Raw genomic sequence first — 14,891 nt, forward strand, 5'->3', positions numbered from 1 at the left:
ACAATAAGGTTAGCTTAAATGGTGTCACAACAAAGTAATCAATGGCAAAAAGCAATGATGGCAGGCGCTGTTCATACCGCTCCTCTTAATCTTGCTGTTATTCCTTGGGGAGTTTTAGCAGGTTCAATGGCGGTCGAAACTGGTCTCGATTTCTGGCAAAGCGTAGCGATGTCCGCGATGGTATTTGCAGGTGCGGCACAATTAGTCACTCTTGGGTTGCTTAACTCGGGTGCTGGCTATATCACGATTGTTATTTCTGTTTTTTTTATCACTTCCCAGCATTTACTTTATGGACTGACATTACGCCCCCAAGTTAAAGACTTTACAACTCCTCAGCGCCTTAGTATCGGTTTCTTATTAACAGATGAATTATTTGCGATTAGCGCTGCTAAACGTCAGAGTTTAAGCTTTCCTTATTTGTTTGGTGCGGGGTTTAGTTTTTATCTCGTTTGGTTAATTACTAGTCTTTGTGGGATTGCAATGGCCAATATTGTGGGCGATTTGAGCCGCTTACATCTCGACTTTTCTGTCGTGGCAACTTTGCTTGCAATCGTCGTTCCATTAACAAAAAAATAAGTACGTTGTGTGGCGTGATCTTTTCACTCGTTGTCGCTATCGTACTTTCAATGTACTCCTTCAGTAGTGCTATTGTTATCGCAGGTGTGGGTGGGATGTTTGTTTCGGTAGCCGTTTCACGTTTATTGAAGGAGGAAAAATGATTTGGCTTTTAATTATTACCTTAACAGCGGTTGTTTTTACTCTACGTTATATTTTTCTAATACCACAGTTGCCAATACGCCTTCCTCTTGTGGTTCGTCAAGCACTAGGGTATTCAGCACCTTGTTTATTAACCGCAATTTGTGCCCCTGTTATCCTATTAGAAAACCATGAATTGCGATCCTTCCCTGATAATCCTTATTTATGGGGGGCGCTATTCTGTGTCATCGTGGCTTCTGTATTAAAAAACATGCTGCTAACTGTCGGCCTTACCTTAGTATTTTTCTATTCTCTTATTTATTTTATCGGTTAACTTATTATTTAAGATAAAGCATCGTTCAGCGCTTTGCTTTATCTTGGTTAATCCCTCATAATATGGCCCTCTCAAAATACATTCCTTTTCAATTTCACCCTGTCATTGATTGTCATAGTGAATACTTTATTGGCCTTACTCAATAAATAGCCAATTAACCTTTATAGATAATGGATAATACAATACCATGCTTAATAATTATGTTTTACGCAGCGTTCGCTATATGTTGGACTTAAGCGACGCCCAAATGGTTAAAATCGTAAAACTCGCAGATTTGGCTGTAACAAAAGAAGAAATGGTGGCTTGGTTAAAAAAAGATAATGAACCTGAATATGTTGAATGTAACGATAATATAATGGGGCATTTTCTAAATGGCTTAATCTATCACCGCCGTGGTAAAGATGAAAACCACCCCGCTCCCGAAGTCGATAGCCGACTTAATAACAATATTATGCTCAAAAAATTACGCGTGGCTTTTGAATTAAAAGATACGGATATGATTGAAATTTATCAGCTTGTTGATTTTCGTGTATCCAAGCCTGAGCTTAACGCAGTTTTCCGTAAACCTGGGCATAAAAACTATCGCGAATGTGGAGACCAATTACTGCGTTACTTCCTAAAAGGCCTGACAATTCGCCTACGTGGTGATAAATAACCGTTATTTTTGTTTGTTTTTTATTCATTAATTTTGCATTCTCCTGACATTTGTCTATAATATAAGTGACAAATGTCAGGAGGTTCAAATGAGAAACTATATCCCCACAGCCCCACTTCAACCGACTGCTTCATCCTTTAAACCACTGTGGCGCCATGTAGGGTTACCCGCAGAACGTGGTATTGAGTTAACTCATTTCTTGCGTCAAGGCCTATCTGTCTCTGTCTTAGACAATATCCAAGAATGGTCAGGAATGAGCAAAACTGAATTATTGCGAATATCCGGCATTAATGAGCGCAATATTGCGCGACGTAAAAATGCTGGCCAGCCCCTTAATGCTGATGAAAGTGAGAGAATTGCTCGTCTAGTGCGGGTATTCGATGCTGCGGTGCGTTTATTTAATGGAGATAAGCACGCGGCAAGTGATTGGCTTAACCACCCAGTTAAAGGGTTAGGACATTTACGCCCTATTGAGCTTATTGCGACAGAAAGCGGAGCCATTGAAGTGATTGATTTGATTGGCCGTATTGAACATGGCGTATTCTCATGATTTTATATCGATTGGTTAAATCCAATTTTGCGCATGATGCATGGTCAGGCCAAGGAGCCATGCTCTACGGCGGACGTTGGAATCATAAAGGGACTCCTGCTGTTTATACTTCAACGAGTATTTCATTAGCAACCCTTGAAATACTCGTTCACATCAATCAAGACAGACTATTGAACCAGTTCAGCTTACTATCCATAGATATCAATGATAAGTATGTGATGAAATTGTCGTTAGACCACCTTCCGACAGATTGGCAACAAGACCCCGCACCAACCTCCACCATGGATATTGGCACTATATGGCTTAATAACCAAGATAGTCTAGCATTATTAATTCCCTCTTGTATTGTTCCCTATGAATACAACGCAATTATTAACCCGTTACATCCGCAATTTCAAAAAGCTTTACATACCGTTAAATCACTAGATTTTAGTGTTGACCCGCGCTTAGCATAATTAGATATTTGCTAATAAATACTGTAAAAAAGCATCTATTTTCGGTGATAATGCACTACGGCTCGCATAAACCGCGCGAAGTTCTATAGGCGCTGGCGATACTTCATCGAATGCTATCCGCACTAATTTTTTCTGTTTAATCTGTTCTTCGCATGCATCTAACGCCAAAATAGCATAACCTACCCCATTCACTGCAGCAGCATGAGCCAAAATACCACTATTCACTCGGTAGCTGCTGTTAATTATCACTTTTTTCTGTAAGCCAGATGAATCAATAAATATCCACGGTTGCCCCTGTAATGCACTCAAGCTCGAAATGCACGGCATATTGGCTAAGTCAGAGTATGAACACGGTTTTCCTACTTTTTCAATTAATTGGGGTGATGCAACAACAACGCTTTGCCATGATTTGATCAGACGTGAGTGATAGCTACTGTCTTCAAGATGACCACGATGAAAAGTGAGTAACAAATCAATATCATCACTAATAACATCTTGAGGTATTAATTGTGTATCACAGTGAATATTCAATTGTGGGTGAGATAATGCAAACTTCGCTAATAAATCTGCTAATAATAAACTACCGGATTCACTGGGAATAGTTAGCCTTAACGTGCCTGTAATTTGTTGTGGATGACATATTTGCACTACAACTTGCTCTAATTCACTGACTAGTTTTTGGCTTTGTTCAAATAAAATATTTCCTGTTTCCGTTAGCCGCATTTGCCGGGTTGTACGTTCAATTAACTGGCTATTAAGTTGTTGTTCCAACTGTTTAATATAACGACTCACATTCGATGTTGGCATTGAAAGTAACTTTGCCGCATTGACAAAATTTCCTTGTGTCGCGACGGCAATAAACACTTTCAATAAATTCAGGTCAACAGCCATTTCTAATTCCTACAGTTCACGCGCTATTAACTTGAACTAATAGCACTAGCAGTAACCAAAATCCATTATTTTTTGATACCGCTGTGCCAGTAATTCGTCTATGTCTAATTGAGTTAGCTCATTTAAATCAGTGAGTAACTGTTGTTTTAATTGTTGTGCAGCTAACTGATAGTCGCGGTGAGCTCCACCCAAAGGCTCAGGTATAATAGTATCGATAATACCTAACTCTTTTAACCGTGGAGCGGTCATTCCCATTACTTCCGCTGCAATTTGTGCCTTCTGGGAATCTTTCCATAAAATAGAGGCACAACCTTCTGGAGATATCGCCGCATAAGTACTGTATTCCAACATATTAATACGATCCCCCACACCAATCCCTAATGCACCACCAGAACAACCTTCACCTGTAATGACACAAATAATAGGGGTTTTTAAATGAGACATTTCTATAATATTGCGTGCAATAGCTTCTGCTTGCCCGCGCTCTTCAGCACCAACACCGGGGTAAGCCCCAGCAGAATCAATAAATACCATCACTGGTAAGTGGAAACGTTCCGCCATTTTCATTAAACGAAGTGCTTTACGGTAGCCTTCTGGCGATGGCATCCCAAAATTACGCATAACTTTCTCTTTTGTTGTCCGCCCTTTTTGTTGCCCAAGCACCATAACCGGCCTACCATCTAAACGAGCAAGGCCACCCACCAGCGCTTTGTCATCAGCAAAAGCTCTGTCACCCGCTAATTCCTGAAACTCAGTAAATATTAATGGAATATAATCAAGGGGATAAGGCCTTAATGGGTGTCTCGCTAATTGGACAATCTCCCATGCCCCAAGCGATGTAAATATGGTTTTCGTAAGTGAATGACTCTTTTTTCTCAAGAGCTGGATTTCTTCTTCTAATTTAATCTCTGATGGATGTCCTTTTTGCTTGAAGGCTATAAGCGCTTCAATTTTGTCATTGAGTTCAACGATAGGTTTCTCAAATGCAAGAAAATGATTAGTCATAACGTTCCTAAAATGGTAACAGCAATCTTAGGAGTGTAATCAGAGAATCAATCCCATTCTATGCTTAAAAATAGGATTGATTGTTATCAAGAATGGGATAATGTTTTAACGCTGACTTTTCTTTAGCGAATTTGATTTTAAGCTGTTTTCCATAATCTTTTGAAAATTAGGGCATAAAAAGTGATTTTCTTCAGGACAATTCGCAATATGCAAAATACCCTTTTTTAAGGCTAGTAACCCCTGTATGGTTTGCTCAATTTCTTCTGCTTTTTCAAGTAGGCTCGCACGTTCAATATTAGGGCCATCCTTATGGTTGAGCATGCTAGCAATTTCATCGAGTGAAAATTTAGCTTCTTGCCCCAATGCAATTAAAGACAAACGGGTTATTACGTCTTTCCCGTGATAAACCCGTTTTAACCCTTTACGCCCTATCGGCTTAATCAGCCCTCTCTCTTCATAATAACGTAGGGTTGATGCTGCTAAACCTGATAATTGGCTAACTTGAGAAATATCTAACTCATCATACATGAAATACTAACCCGCTATAATACTCGCTAATCAGGCTAATTGTTGGCGCAGTAACACCGTAATCGTGCCATTCATAAAAATTTCACGGTCAACAACGTAACCTAACTTTTCAGCCACACGTAAAGAAGCTAAGTTCCTCGGTTCAATAAAACAAATAGATTGCCGATACTTATTTTCTTTCGTCAACCAAGACAATGCAGCCTGCATAGCCTCTGTTGCATAGCCTTTTCCTTGATATTCAGGTGCAATGACCCAACCCGCTTCTGGAATGCCTTTAACATGGGGTTCGACCATTCGATGAAAATCCGCGAAACCTAAATCACCAATATATTGACCACTCGCTTTTTCACGGACAGCCCAATAGCCAAAGCCTAGTAATGGCCATAAACCACCATAAGCTAACATTCTCATCCATGATTCGCGCTCACTAGAAGGCATACCCCCAATGTAACGAACCATTGACTCAATCGCCCATAACTTCGCAAGTGCAGGAAAATCACTTACTTGGTGTTTATTTAATATCAGTCTATCTGTTTCAAGTTCAGGTATTACAGCCATTGATTGCTTCTCCTTGCTATCTAAATGGGGGTTCATCGAACGTTCTTAATTTCCTTGAATGCAATTTATCCCCTTCTTTCCTCAATAAATCAATAGCACGAATACCTATTTGCAAATGTTCTGAGATTGCACCTTCATAAAAACTGTTTGCTTGACCGGGCAATTTAATTTCACCATGCAGAGGCTTATCAGAAACACATAACAGCGTGCCATAAGGAACCCTGAAGCGATACCCCTGAGCTGCAATTGTGGCACTTTCCATATCCACGGCAACCGCGCGGCTTAAACTAAAACGGCGAGCTGTTGCAAAAAAACGTAATTCCCAATTTCTGTCATCTGTTGTAACAACGGTTCCAGTTCGTAGACGTTGTTTTACCAATTCCCCAGGCATATTGCTAACTTGTTTTGTAGCGTCATATAGCGCACGCTGGACTTCCGCAATACTTGGAATAGGAATATCTGGCGGTAATACATCATCAAGAATATGGTCATCACGCAAATAAGCATGGGCCAAAACATAATCGCCAATTTTTTGGCTTTCTCTTAACCCACCACAATGGCCAATCATCAACCAAGCATGTGGTCGTAAAACGGCTAAATGATCGCAAATATTCTTTGCATTTGAAGGCCCAACACCGATATTTACTAAAGTAATTCCTGCCCCATCTCTAGCGATTAGATGATATGCAGGCATTTGAAATTTTTTCCATGTTAAATCAGAAGTCGCAATTTGTGGATCTGCATTCTCAGCGGTTAAATAATTATGTCCAACACAAGATAATGCAATATAACGACTTTCAGGATCACGTACCTGTTCACATGCCCAATTCACAAATTCATCGACATAACGGTTATAATTAGTGAAAAGAATGTACGGTTGAACATGTTCAGGTGGGGTTCCTGTATAATGCTTTAATCGCGCTAATGAAAAATCCACACGTAATGCATCAAAATGAGACAGCGGCATTTCATCCGTAGCAGAGTTCAAACCATCTGTAATATCATCACTGATATGAGATAAATCGGTTATCGGAAAATGTGCAGCTAAATTACTGCTCATACTCCTATCTAATGCTAAATCTGAACCATCAATGACAAAAGGATAAGGAATTTCAATTTTTGAAGGGCGAACGGAAAAAGTGACATCATAATCCTGTTGTAGGATAGATAATTGCTCAACTAAATAAGCACGGAATAGTTCTGGCTGAGTCACCGTAATGGTGTAATCACCCCGTTTAACAAAACGTGCATAAGCACGGGTTTTTTCGCAATGATCAACTTTGCCTTCCCATGTAACACACAGTTCGGGATAAGCAAATAACCCATTTTCCCTTTCTGTAATATCGGGTATGCGGCCTTCTTTTACATAAATAGCGATAGCATCTCTTAATGAATCAATCGCATTGCTATATAACAACGAAAGTTTATCTAAAACATCTTCAATAGATAAGTTTTCATATTTCTGGCATTTTTCCAAAGACACACACAACTCCTTATCATCAGATGAAATTATCTCCGATAACATAGAGTATCAATGTGACAGTTGCAAAATATATTGCGATTAACGTACTTATATCACAGTTAATGTACTACAAAGGATAAAACAATTGGTAATGTAAATACCGCAGCCACGGTTTGTAATGTAATTATACCTGCCATTAGTTGGCTGTCCCCATTTAACTGACGCGTTAAAATATAAGCGGTTGGCGCAGTAGGAATAGCAAAAAATAGTACTAATAGAATTGTTTCAAGGTTTGGCAAAGAAAATAAGCCCGCCACTGTTAATGCTAAAATAGGCATAAGAAGTAAACGTAACAATGTTGACGCCATAATAGGCTTAAATTCATTTCTTAGTGTTGAGGTTTGTAATGCGGCTCCAATACAGATTAAGCCTAATGGTAAGCTGGCAGCTGCGAGCAGTTTTAAAAATTGGTCCGAGCCAAAGGGTAATCCCACTGGGGATATATTCAATAACACGCCAACGACACAGGAAATGATTAATGGATTTTTTATGATCGGTAATAAAATTTGCTTAACTGAAATCTTTTGCCCTGAAGATAACGAAAGCACAGCAATGACATTACAGCTTGGTACTAAAACAGCCATAATTACCGCAGCAATAGCGATCCCTTCTTTGCCAAATAAATCAGCAACAATTGCCAACCCTAAATAAGTATTAAAACGCGTGATTCCTTGGATATGCGCGCCAAATCTCGGAATAGGTATTTTGAATAAATATTTACAACCTAGAACTAACACTGAACTAATCGCTAAAACACAAAGGATGGCGCTCGCTAAATAGGGTAATTTAGGGTTGTTCAAAGGTGCCGTTGCGAGACTGTTAATTAATAATGCAGGAAACAAAATAAAATAGTTTAATTTTTCAGCACTCGGCCAAAAATCAGCGGTGAATATTGTCGAGCGACGCAATACAAATCCCATTGTAATCAGAGCAAATAATGGCCACAAAACTAATAGAATCTTATCCATGAGAACGTAATCTGTTTTTATTTGAGCATTAAGTGAGTTTGTTAATCAGTCTATCGTTAAATTTTTGTAGCTGATAGGTAAAAAAAGCGCTATTCCCATATTTTGCTTTTCTTAGCTTATTTTCGATTAAATCGAGATTGCATCGACTTTCTCTTATTTATATTTAAATAATATATTTTTCCGCCCTTAAAACACAAGCTCCTAAACTTATCTCACTTCGGCATATAAAAATCATTTGCTTAGGAGTTCAATATTATGTATTTTTATTCATTATAAATGCATAATTAAAGAGGTTGGTATGTTTAAAAAATTAGTTTTTGCTGGCTGTATGTCATTGGCAGCCTTCGCGGGGAATGTTTACGCAAAAGAAAGCTATACCGTTGGTGCTGGTGGGACTTACCGTCCGTTTGAATATGAAAATAGCCAAAAACAGCTCGAAGGCTTTGATATTGACATCATTAAAGCAATTGCAGAAGCAGAAGGTTTTGACGTTAAACTTGTCAATACCCCTTGGGAAGGGATTTTTGCGACCTTATCGTCTGGTGATAGAGATATTTTAATTTCGGGGATCACAATTACAGATAAACGCAAAAATATGGTTGATTTCTCTAACCCCTATTTCCCGGCTGAGCAAGCGATCGTCATCAGTGAAACATCTGATGTTAAAGACTTAAATAGCTTAAAAGACCTGAATGTAGGTGTTGTGAACTCCAGCACTGGTGATATTGTTGTTTCTGATGTAATAGGTAAAAACAGTACAGCAATCAAACGTTTTGACAATACTCCTCTTTTATTACAAGAACTATTCGAAGATGGCATTGACGCTGCAGTTGGTGATGTCGGCGTAATTAAGTATTATATAAAAACGCACCCTGAGAAAAAATTTAAACTGATTTACGATAACCATTTCGAAAAACAATATTTTGGTATTGCTGTCGCTAAAGGGAATAGTGAATTACAGCAAAAAATAAATAATGGCTTAGATAAGATTATTGCAGACGGTACATACAATAAAATTTACCAAAAATGGTTTGATGAAAATGTTCCTCAATTACCAAAACAATAATTAAATTTAACTTAAAGCCATCTATGGATGGCTTTTTCACGTTTTAAATCAGGGTGAAAATTAAGATGTCTGCGTTTCGTTGGGAAATAATTGAAGAGTATGCTCCATTATTTGCTGAAGGCGCAATGATGACGATAAAAGCAACCATCATTTGCGTTATTTTAGGCTCACTATGGGGATTAACCCTCGGTTTAGGCAGAACTGCCAAAGCTGAACAAGGGATTTGGAAACCTATTTTACACTATTTTGTACAGTGGCCAGTTCGCTTCTATGTCAGTGCCTTTCGTGGTACTCCACTATTTGTTCAAATAATGGTTGTTCACTTTGCCTTAGTGCCACTGTTTATTAACCCTCGTGATGGCTTATTTGTTACATCAGGGTTAATGTCTGTTGATACCGCTAAAATGCTCCGCTCCGATTACGGTGCATTTCTATCTTGCGTCATTGCAATTACTTTAAACTCAGGAGCTTATGTCTCTGAAATATTCCGTGCGGGTATTCAATCCATTGATAAAGGGCAAATGGAAGCTTCGCGTGCGCTTGGTATGAGTTGGGCAAAAACAATGCGCAAGGTGATTCTTCCGCAAGCTTTTCGGCGCATTCTTCCCCCACTGGGAAATAATGCCATCGCAATTGTCAAGGACTCATCCCTCGCTTCCGCAATCGGTTTGGCCGATCTCGCCTATACTGCAAGAACAGTCTCCGGCGCTTACGCAACTTACTGGGAACCCTACTTAACAATATCTGTGATTTATTGGATGCTGACATTTATACTTGCTCAGTTGGTGCAATATATGGAAAGAAGGTTGGGCAGAAGTGATTTACGTTAATAATTTACAGAAAAAATTTGGTGATGCTCATGTACTTAGAGGCATTTCTTGTGAAGTTAAACCTCAAGAAGTGATTTGTGTCATTGGCCCTTCTGGTTCAGGAAAAAGTACCTTTTTACGTTGTTTGAATGCGCTAGAACGCCCTGATGGGGGCGAAATTCAAGTTAATGGTTTTAACGTTCATGACCCTAAAACTGATTTAAATAAAATGAGAGAAAATGTGGGAATGGTGTTTCAGCGTTTTAACCTATTCCCGCATATGACCGTGTTAGAAAACTTGATGATGGCGCCAACCTTAGTGAAAGGAATAAAAAAGGAATTGGCACTTAAACAAGCGGAACAACTTCTGATCAAGGTAGGACTGTTAGATAAAATTGATGCATGGCCAGCCAGTTTATCCGGTGGGCAGCAACAACGAGTCGCTATTGCTAGAGCGTTAGCCATGCAACCATCCATTTTGTTATTTGATGAGCCGACTTCTGCACTTGACCCCGAATTAGTTGGTGAGGTTCTTTCAGTGATGAAAACCCTTGCAAATGAAGGTATGACAATGGTTATCGTCACCCATGAAATGGGGTTTGCACGTGAAGTTGCCGACCGAGTCTTGTTTATTGACCAAGGTATAATTCAAGAAGAAGGCACGCCAGAACAACTCTTTACTGCACCTAAAAACCCACGGACTGCGGAGTTTCTAAGTAAAGTACTTTAATTTTATAGCCTGCTTAGTATGCTAAGCAGGTTTTTCTGATAGCCAGGTCTTTTTATTATCGATACGCTAAGAATATTCGCTCTTAATAAAGATTAATTTATGGATATCAAAAGCCTCTGCAAACAATACCGCTCAGGGAAAAAATTTAAATATGTTTTCTTCTGGGGCCACCAAACCAAACAAAATCAAATTACAAAAAGCTGCTTCAGCCAATGGTACCCTTCCCCATTTATTGTTAATAACCACCGCTTTGCCAGTGCAGAACATTTCATGATGGCCGAAAAAGCACGCTTATTTGGTGATTTAGAAACATTGGATAAAATCATTCATGCACCAAATCCCGGAGCGGCTAAAGCATTTGGTCGTGAAGTTCGTGGGTTTAAGCAAGATGTTTGGGATGAAAACCGTTTTGCTATTGTTGTCAGCGCTAATATGGCAAAATTCTCTCAACATGAAGAATTAAAACAGTTTTTACTCTCCACAAACGAACGTGTTCTAGTTGAAGCTAGCCCCGTCGATAAAATTTGGGGAATAGGCCTTGCCGAAGATACTGAAAATATTGAGAATCCATTAACATGGAAAGGGTTAAATCTTCTCGGTTTCGCATTAATGGATGTTAGAAGTCAGCTAGCCAATTAACTCTCTAATTTTTGCTTATTTTCTGATAAAACGAAAAACCCGTTGTTATTAAACAGCGGGCCTGTCATTATTTTATCAAAATATAGAATATACTACTGAGCTTTATTATAAAGGCATTCTGTATTCAATTACCCCAGGCTTTTCTGCCACCCAGTTATACAATTTTTGGCCTCGCAAATTGGTTTCTTGTGTATGCCAATATAGACGGCCACATTGTTTCTCTTGCGCTTGTGCGTGTACAAATTCAATTAATTGTTTTCCTACATGACGCCCTCTCATTTCTGGCGTCACATATAAATCTTCAAGGTAGCAAAAATCATTTTCAGCCCATGTTGAGCGGTGAAATAAATAATTCACAAAACCAACAACTTTTCCATTTTCCAACGCAACAGCACAGTACATCGGCTCACTCTTATCAAAAAAGCGCTCCCATGCTTTTAAGGTAATTTCTTCACTTAAATCTACCTGATAAAATTTCTGATACTCTAACCAATACACTAACCACTCTGGGTAATGTTCTGGCGCAACAAATTCCACTGTAACTGGTAATGCTGTTTTATTCATAATAACCCTTCCATTTGTAGACATATTACATAATGGCGCTATAGTACCTAGCAATCTGGCTCTATATAAGAGACACTTTTGTTATTTATTTAGGATCCACTTTATGCGACGCCAACAGCATGCCCAGTTCCCATTACTATTACTTGAAAAAGGTTACATTAAAGAAAATGTTTATCACACAATACGTAATGCCATCTTAGATGGACGTATTGCTGCTGGAATTAAACTTCCTTCCTCTAGAGCATTAGCAGAAATGATGGCGATCTCACGAAATTCGGTAATTGCTGGGTTTGAACGACTAATTGATGAAGGATACCTTTATTCCCAAAAAGGCTCAGGGACTTATGTTTCCCCCCATATTCCTGATGAATTAATTGGTGCCATAAGTAGCACTCAACAGGGTGACCAATCTGGATATCCTGCATTAAATCTGAATCCTAGAGTTTCCACTTTATCGAATTTATGGGAAAAATCGCGTCCAAATACCAACAAATACCAAATGTTTAATATCGGTATTGGTTGTGTGGACCAATTTCCGCATGAATTATGGGGAAGATTATTAGGTCGAGTTTGGCGTAAGTCCAAACAAATTATTACGCATTTTAATCACCCTGATGGGTATACACCACTAAAAGATTTATTGGTAGATTACGTCCGTTCGACTCGTGGGGTTCATTGTAAACAGCAACAAATTATTATTGTTAATGGAACACAACAAGCCATTAATTTAGCGGCAAAAGTCTTATTACAGCATGGGGATAATGTATGGTTAGATGACCCTGGCTATGACAGTGCGAGAGCAATTTTAACTGCTGCAGGCGCTGATATTGCCGCTATCCCATCCGACAAAGAAGGAATGGATATTATATATGGTGCTAAACACCATAAAACAGCAAAATTAATTTATACCACGCCATCTCACCAGTTCCCTCTAGGCACAACCCTCAGCTTACCACGGCGTTTAGCATTATTAGATTGGGCACAACAAAACAACGCATGGATTTTTGAGGATGACTACAATAGTGAATTTCGCTTTTTATCAAAGCCAATTCAAGCATTGCAAGGCTTAGATAATCATCAACGTGTTATTTATGCAGGGACATTTTCTAAAATGATGTACCCCGGCTTTCGTTTAGGTTTTTTAATAGTGCCAGAAATTCTGAGTGAGGCATTCACCATGATGAAATATTATAGTGATAGCCACTGTGGTTATTTAGAACAGGCCGCTTTAGCTCAGTTTATCCAAGAAGGCCACTATGCACGCCATGTCAGAAAAATACGGAAGATATGTTACGAGAGGCAAAATACTTTTATCAATGCCATCAATCACTATCTCCCTCACCTATTTAATGTACAGATGACGGATTCAGGCATTCATACTGTTTGTTGGGTGAAAGACGGTTATGATATTAACGTGATCCTTAACCAATGCCGTCTGTTGGGCTTTGGCGCACAACCGTTATCGCGCTACTGTATTCAAAGTACTCACCAAAATGCAATTCTATTTGGCTATGCTGCTCATTGTGAAAATGAGATAATTAACAATATAAAATTACTCAGTGAACAATTGAGTAATATATACCCTAGTTAAACAAAAATGATTTTCAGCGTTTATCCGATAGCGCGAATTCTTCTAATCTTTATAACTATACCTTAATAGCATTGTTTATATTGAGGTACTTTTATGACAAAAATAAATTATCCCCATGAGTACGAAGTTGGCGATGTTGTCTTTACCAGTATTGGGACTGAGCTATTTCGCCAAATAGCCTCGGCATCTTTATGTTGGAGTAATCATGTTGGCATGATTGTAGGTCACAATGGTGAAGATTATTTAATTGCAGAAAGTCGCGTTCCCCTTTCAACAACCACGACCTTATCGCGGTTTATTGCCCGTTCGTCTGACAATCGTTACAGTGTACGCCGATTTTCCCATACATTAACAAGTGAACAAAAATCCGCATTAGTCGCCGAAGTTCCTGCTCGTTTAAATAAGTTTTATCACACGGGATTTAATTATGAGTCTTCTAGGCAGTTTTGTTCAAAGTTTGTTTTCGATATTTATCAATCTGCGTTATCAGTTCAAATAGGGGAATTAGAAACCTTCAAGGAATTATTAACTAAAAACCCGAATGCAAAATTAAATTTTTGGAAGTTATGGTTTATTGGGCAAATTCCATGGGAACGTAAAACTGTTACTCCTGCAAGTTTATGGCATCACCCTGAATTATCATTAATTTATCGCAGCCATGATGACATTCATTAATTAGCGATATTGATATTTGACTAAGCCACTCAACGTATATAAGAGTGGCTTAACATGATGCCTTAATCTTTATCAATCAATAAGCATTGCATCGCCATTAAACAAATTTGCTGTAATAGCCAGTTATTATAGTAAAGCCTCTTCTATTAGAGACTTTACTTTGCCTACCTGTACTGGAATTGCGTGGGTTATCGCGATTATTTTTTCTTATTTAGCATCGATTTCAAGTCAGCAAACGGGTTATAAGTTGCTGCTTCAATATCATTTTGTGCATCTTCCCCTGCCACGACATTAGTGCCATACATTTCAGCTTCTGTGTACTTCGAATGCTCATGATCATGGCAAAATAAACACAATAGTTCCCAATTGCTGCCATCTTCAGGGTTATTGGTATGATCATGGTCGATATGATGCACAGTTAATTCACGTAAATTTGAATACACAAACTCACGAGTACAGCGTCCACAAACCCATGGGTAAATTTTAAGTGCTTTTTCACGATAGCCACTTTCTAATCGCGCATAGTTTTTAGGGATCAAAGCCATTGCCGATATTCCTATTAAAAATAGTAATTTTGAGATAATACGCCTAATATACCTCAATTCAGAGCAAAAAAAGAAACTCAAAACAACAAAAAACCCCAGATATGATGACA

18 protein-coding genes and 1 pseudogene are annotated in these 14,891 nt (G+C 38.7%); 11 read left to right on the forward strand and 8 right to left on the reverse strand.

Annotation, left to right across the window (positions count from 1 at the left end; all coding sequences use genetic code 11):
* The first annotated feature begins 18 nt into the window (after positions 1–18).
* The 5 genes and pseudogenes from PSF31_RS09970 to PSF31_RS09990 all read left to right on the forward strand — a co-directional run bounded on the left by PSF31_RS09970 (position 19) and on the right by PSF31_RS09990 (position 2,690).
* Positions 19–719, forward strand: a pseudogene (locus PSF31_RS09970) (AzlC family ABC transporter permease).
* Positions 716–1,030, forward strand: a complete 315-nt coding sequence (locus PSF31_RS09975; RefSeq protein WP_004254498.1) for an AzlD domain-containing protein — start codon at positions 716–718, stop codon at positions 1,028–1,030. Before PSF31_RS09970 ends, PSF31_RS09975 begins: the two are co-directional and overlap by 4 nt.
* Positions 1,031–1,217: 187 nt before the next feature.
* A complete protein-coding gene (locus tag PSF31_RS09980; protein ID WP_094960596.1) occupies positions 1,218–1,685 on the forward strand; it encodes a DUF1456 family protein in 468 nt (155 codons plus the stop codon).
* A gap of 88 nt (positions 1,686–1,773) precedes the next feature.
* Entirely contained in the window at positions 1,774–2,235 is a 462-nt protein-coding gene (gene parS / locus PSF31_RS09985) for a type II RES/Xre toxin-antitoxin system antitoxin (RefSeq protein WP_096863734.1), read from the forward strand.
* Entirely contained in the window at positions 2,232–2,690 is a 459-nt protein-coding gene (locus PSF31_RS09990; RefSeq protein ID WP_096863732.1) for an RES family NAD+ phosphorylase, read from the forward strand. The genes parS and PSF31_RS09990 overlap by 4 nt, the downstream gene beginning before the upstream one ends.
* Here PSF31_RS09990 and PSF31_RS09995 read toward each other — a convergent pair whose 3' ends face one another.
* The 6 genes from PSF31_RS09995 to PSF31_RS10020 all read right to left on the reverse strand — a co-directional run bounded on the left by PSF31_RS09995 (position 2,691) and on the right by PSF31_RS10020 (position 8,162).
* Positions 2,691–3,581 (reverse strand): LysR family transcriptional regulator, encoded by an 891-nt coding sequence (locus PSF31_RS09995; protein ID WP_096863730.1) that lies wholly within the window; start codon positions 3,579–3,581, stop codon positions 2,691–2,693. It lies immediately after the preceding gene.
* A gap of 45 nt (positions 3,582–3,626) precedes the next feature.
* On the reverse strand, positions 3,627–4,586 hold the full coding sequence (gene accA / locus PSF31_RS10000; protein ID WP_096863728.1) for an acetyl-CoA carboxylase carboxyl transferase subunit alpha: 960 nt from the start codon (positions 4,584–4,586) through the stop codon (positions 3,627–3,629).
* Positions 4,587–4,691: 105 nt separating this feature from the next.
* Positions 4,692–5,114, reverse strand: a complete 423-nt coding sequence (locus PSF31_RS10005) for a helix-turn-helix domain-containing protein (RefSeq protein WP_096863726.1) — start codon at positions 5,112–5,114, stop codon at positions 4,692–4,694.
* Positions 5,115–5,144: 30 nt separating this feature from the next.
* Positions 5,145–5,708: a GNAT family N-acetyltransferase gene (locus tag PSF31_RS10010; RefSeq protein WP_096863725.1), complete on the reverse strand. Its 564-nt coding sequence runs from the start codon at positions 5,706–5,708 to the stop codon at positions 5,145–5,147.
* The gene (locus tag PSF31_RS10015) at positions 5,689–7,149 is read right to left on the reverse strand and encodes an AMP nucleosidase (RefSeq protein WP_377146078.1); all 1,461 of its coding nucleotides are present in this window, start codon (positions 7,147–7,149) and stop codon (positions 5,689–5,691) included. Before PSF31_RS10015 ends, PSF31_RS10010 begins: the two co-directional genes overlap by 20 nt.
* Before the next feature lie 104 nt (positions 7,150–7,253).
* Positions 7,254–8,162 carry an AEC family transporter gene (locus PSF31_RS10020; RefSeq protein ID WP_096863723.1) on the reverse strand — a complete coding sequence of 303 codons (909 nt, stop codon included), beginning with the start codon at positions 8,160–8,162 and terminating at the stop codon, positions 7,254–7,256.
* Positions 8,163–8,460: 298 nt separating this feature from the next.
* Between PSF31_RS10020 and PSF31_RS10025 the strand changes: the two genes are divergently transcribed.
* The 4 genes from PSF31_RS10025 to PSF31_RS10040 all read left to right on the forward strand — a co-directional run bounded on the left by PSF31_RS10025 (position 8,461) and on the right by PSF31_RS10040 (position 11,406).
* Positions 8,461–9,228: a basic amino acid ABC transporter substrate-binding protein gene (locus PSF31_RS10025; protein ID WP_004254527.1), complete on the forward strand. Its 768-nt coding sequence runs from the start codon at positions 8,461–8,463 to the stop codon at positions 9,226–9,228.
* 65 nt (positions 9,229–9,293) lie between these two features.
* Positions 9,294–10,058 (forward strand): amino acid ABC transporter permease, encoded by a 765-nt coding sequence (locus PSF31_RS10030; RefSeq protein WP_096863721.1) that lies wholly within the window; start codon positions 9,294–9,296, stop codon positions 10,056–10,058.
* Positions 10,045–10,767: an amino acid ABC transporter ATP-binding protein gene (locus PSF31_RS10035; RefSeq protein WP_004254533.1), complete on the forward strand. Its 723-nt coding sequence runs from the start codon at positions 10,045–10,047 to the stop codon at positions 10,765–10,767. The genes PSF31_RS10030 and PSF31_RS10035 overlap by 14 nt, the downstream gene beginning before the upstream one ends.
* Before the next feature lie 99 nt (positions 10,768–10,866).
* Positions 10,867–11,406, forward strand: coding sequence for an NADAR family protein (locus PSF31_RS10040; protein ID WP_096863719.1), 540 nt, complete (start codon positions 10,867–10,869; stop codon positions 11,404–11,406).
* A 105-nt stretch (positions 11,407–11,511) separates the two neighbouring features.
* Here the strand turns inward: PSF31_RS10040 and PSF31_RS10045 are convergent, their stop codons facing one another.
* A complete protein-coding gene (locus tag PSF31_RS10045) occupies positions 11,512–11,970 on the reverse strand; it encodes a GNAT family N-acetyltransferase (protein WP_096863718.1) in 459 nt (152 codons plus the stop codon).
* A gap of 103 nt (positions 11,971–12,073) precedes the next feature.
* Between PSF31_RS10045 and pdxR the strand changes: the two genes are divergently transcribed.
* Positions 12,074–13,561 carry a MocR-like pyridoxine biosynthesis transcription factor PdxR gene (gene pdxR / locus PSF31_RS10050; RefSeq protein WP_096863717.1) on the forward strand — a complete coding sequence of 496 codons (1,488 nt, stop codon included), beginning with the start codon at positions 12,074–12,076 and terminating at the stop codon, positions 13,559–13,561.
* A 93-nt stretch (positions 13,562–13,654) separates the two neighbouring features.
* A complete protein-coding gene (locus tag PSF31_RS10055; protein ID WP_004254550.1) occupies positions 13,655–14,236 on the forward strand; it encodes a YebB family permuted papain-like enzyme in 582 nt (193 codons plus the stop codon).
* A 197-nt stretch (positions 14,237–14,433) separates the two neighbouring features.
* Here PSF31_RS10055 and yajD read toward each other — a convergent pair whose 3' ends face one another.
* Positions 14,434–14,781 carry an HNH nuclease YajD gene (yajD, locus tag PSF31_RS10060; RefSeq protein ID WP_004254555.1) on the reverse strand — a complete coding sequence of 116 codons (348 nt, stop codon included), beginning with the start codon at positions 14,779–14,781 and terminating at the stop codon, positions 14,434–14,436.
* Between the last annotated feature and the right edge of the window lie 110 nt (positions 14,782–14,891).

This window comes from Providencia sp. PROV156 (assembly GCF_028480905.1).
In the GTDB taxonomy this organism is placed as follows: domain Bacteria; phylum Pseudomonadota; class Gammaproteobacteria; order Enterobacterales; family Enterobacteriaceae; genus Providencia; species Providencia hangzhouensis.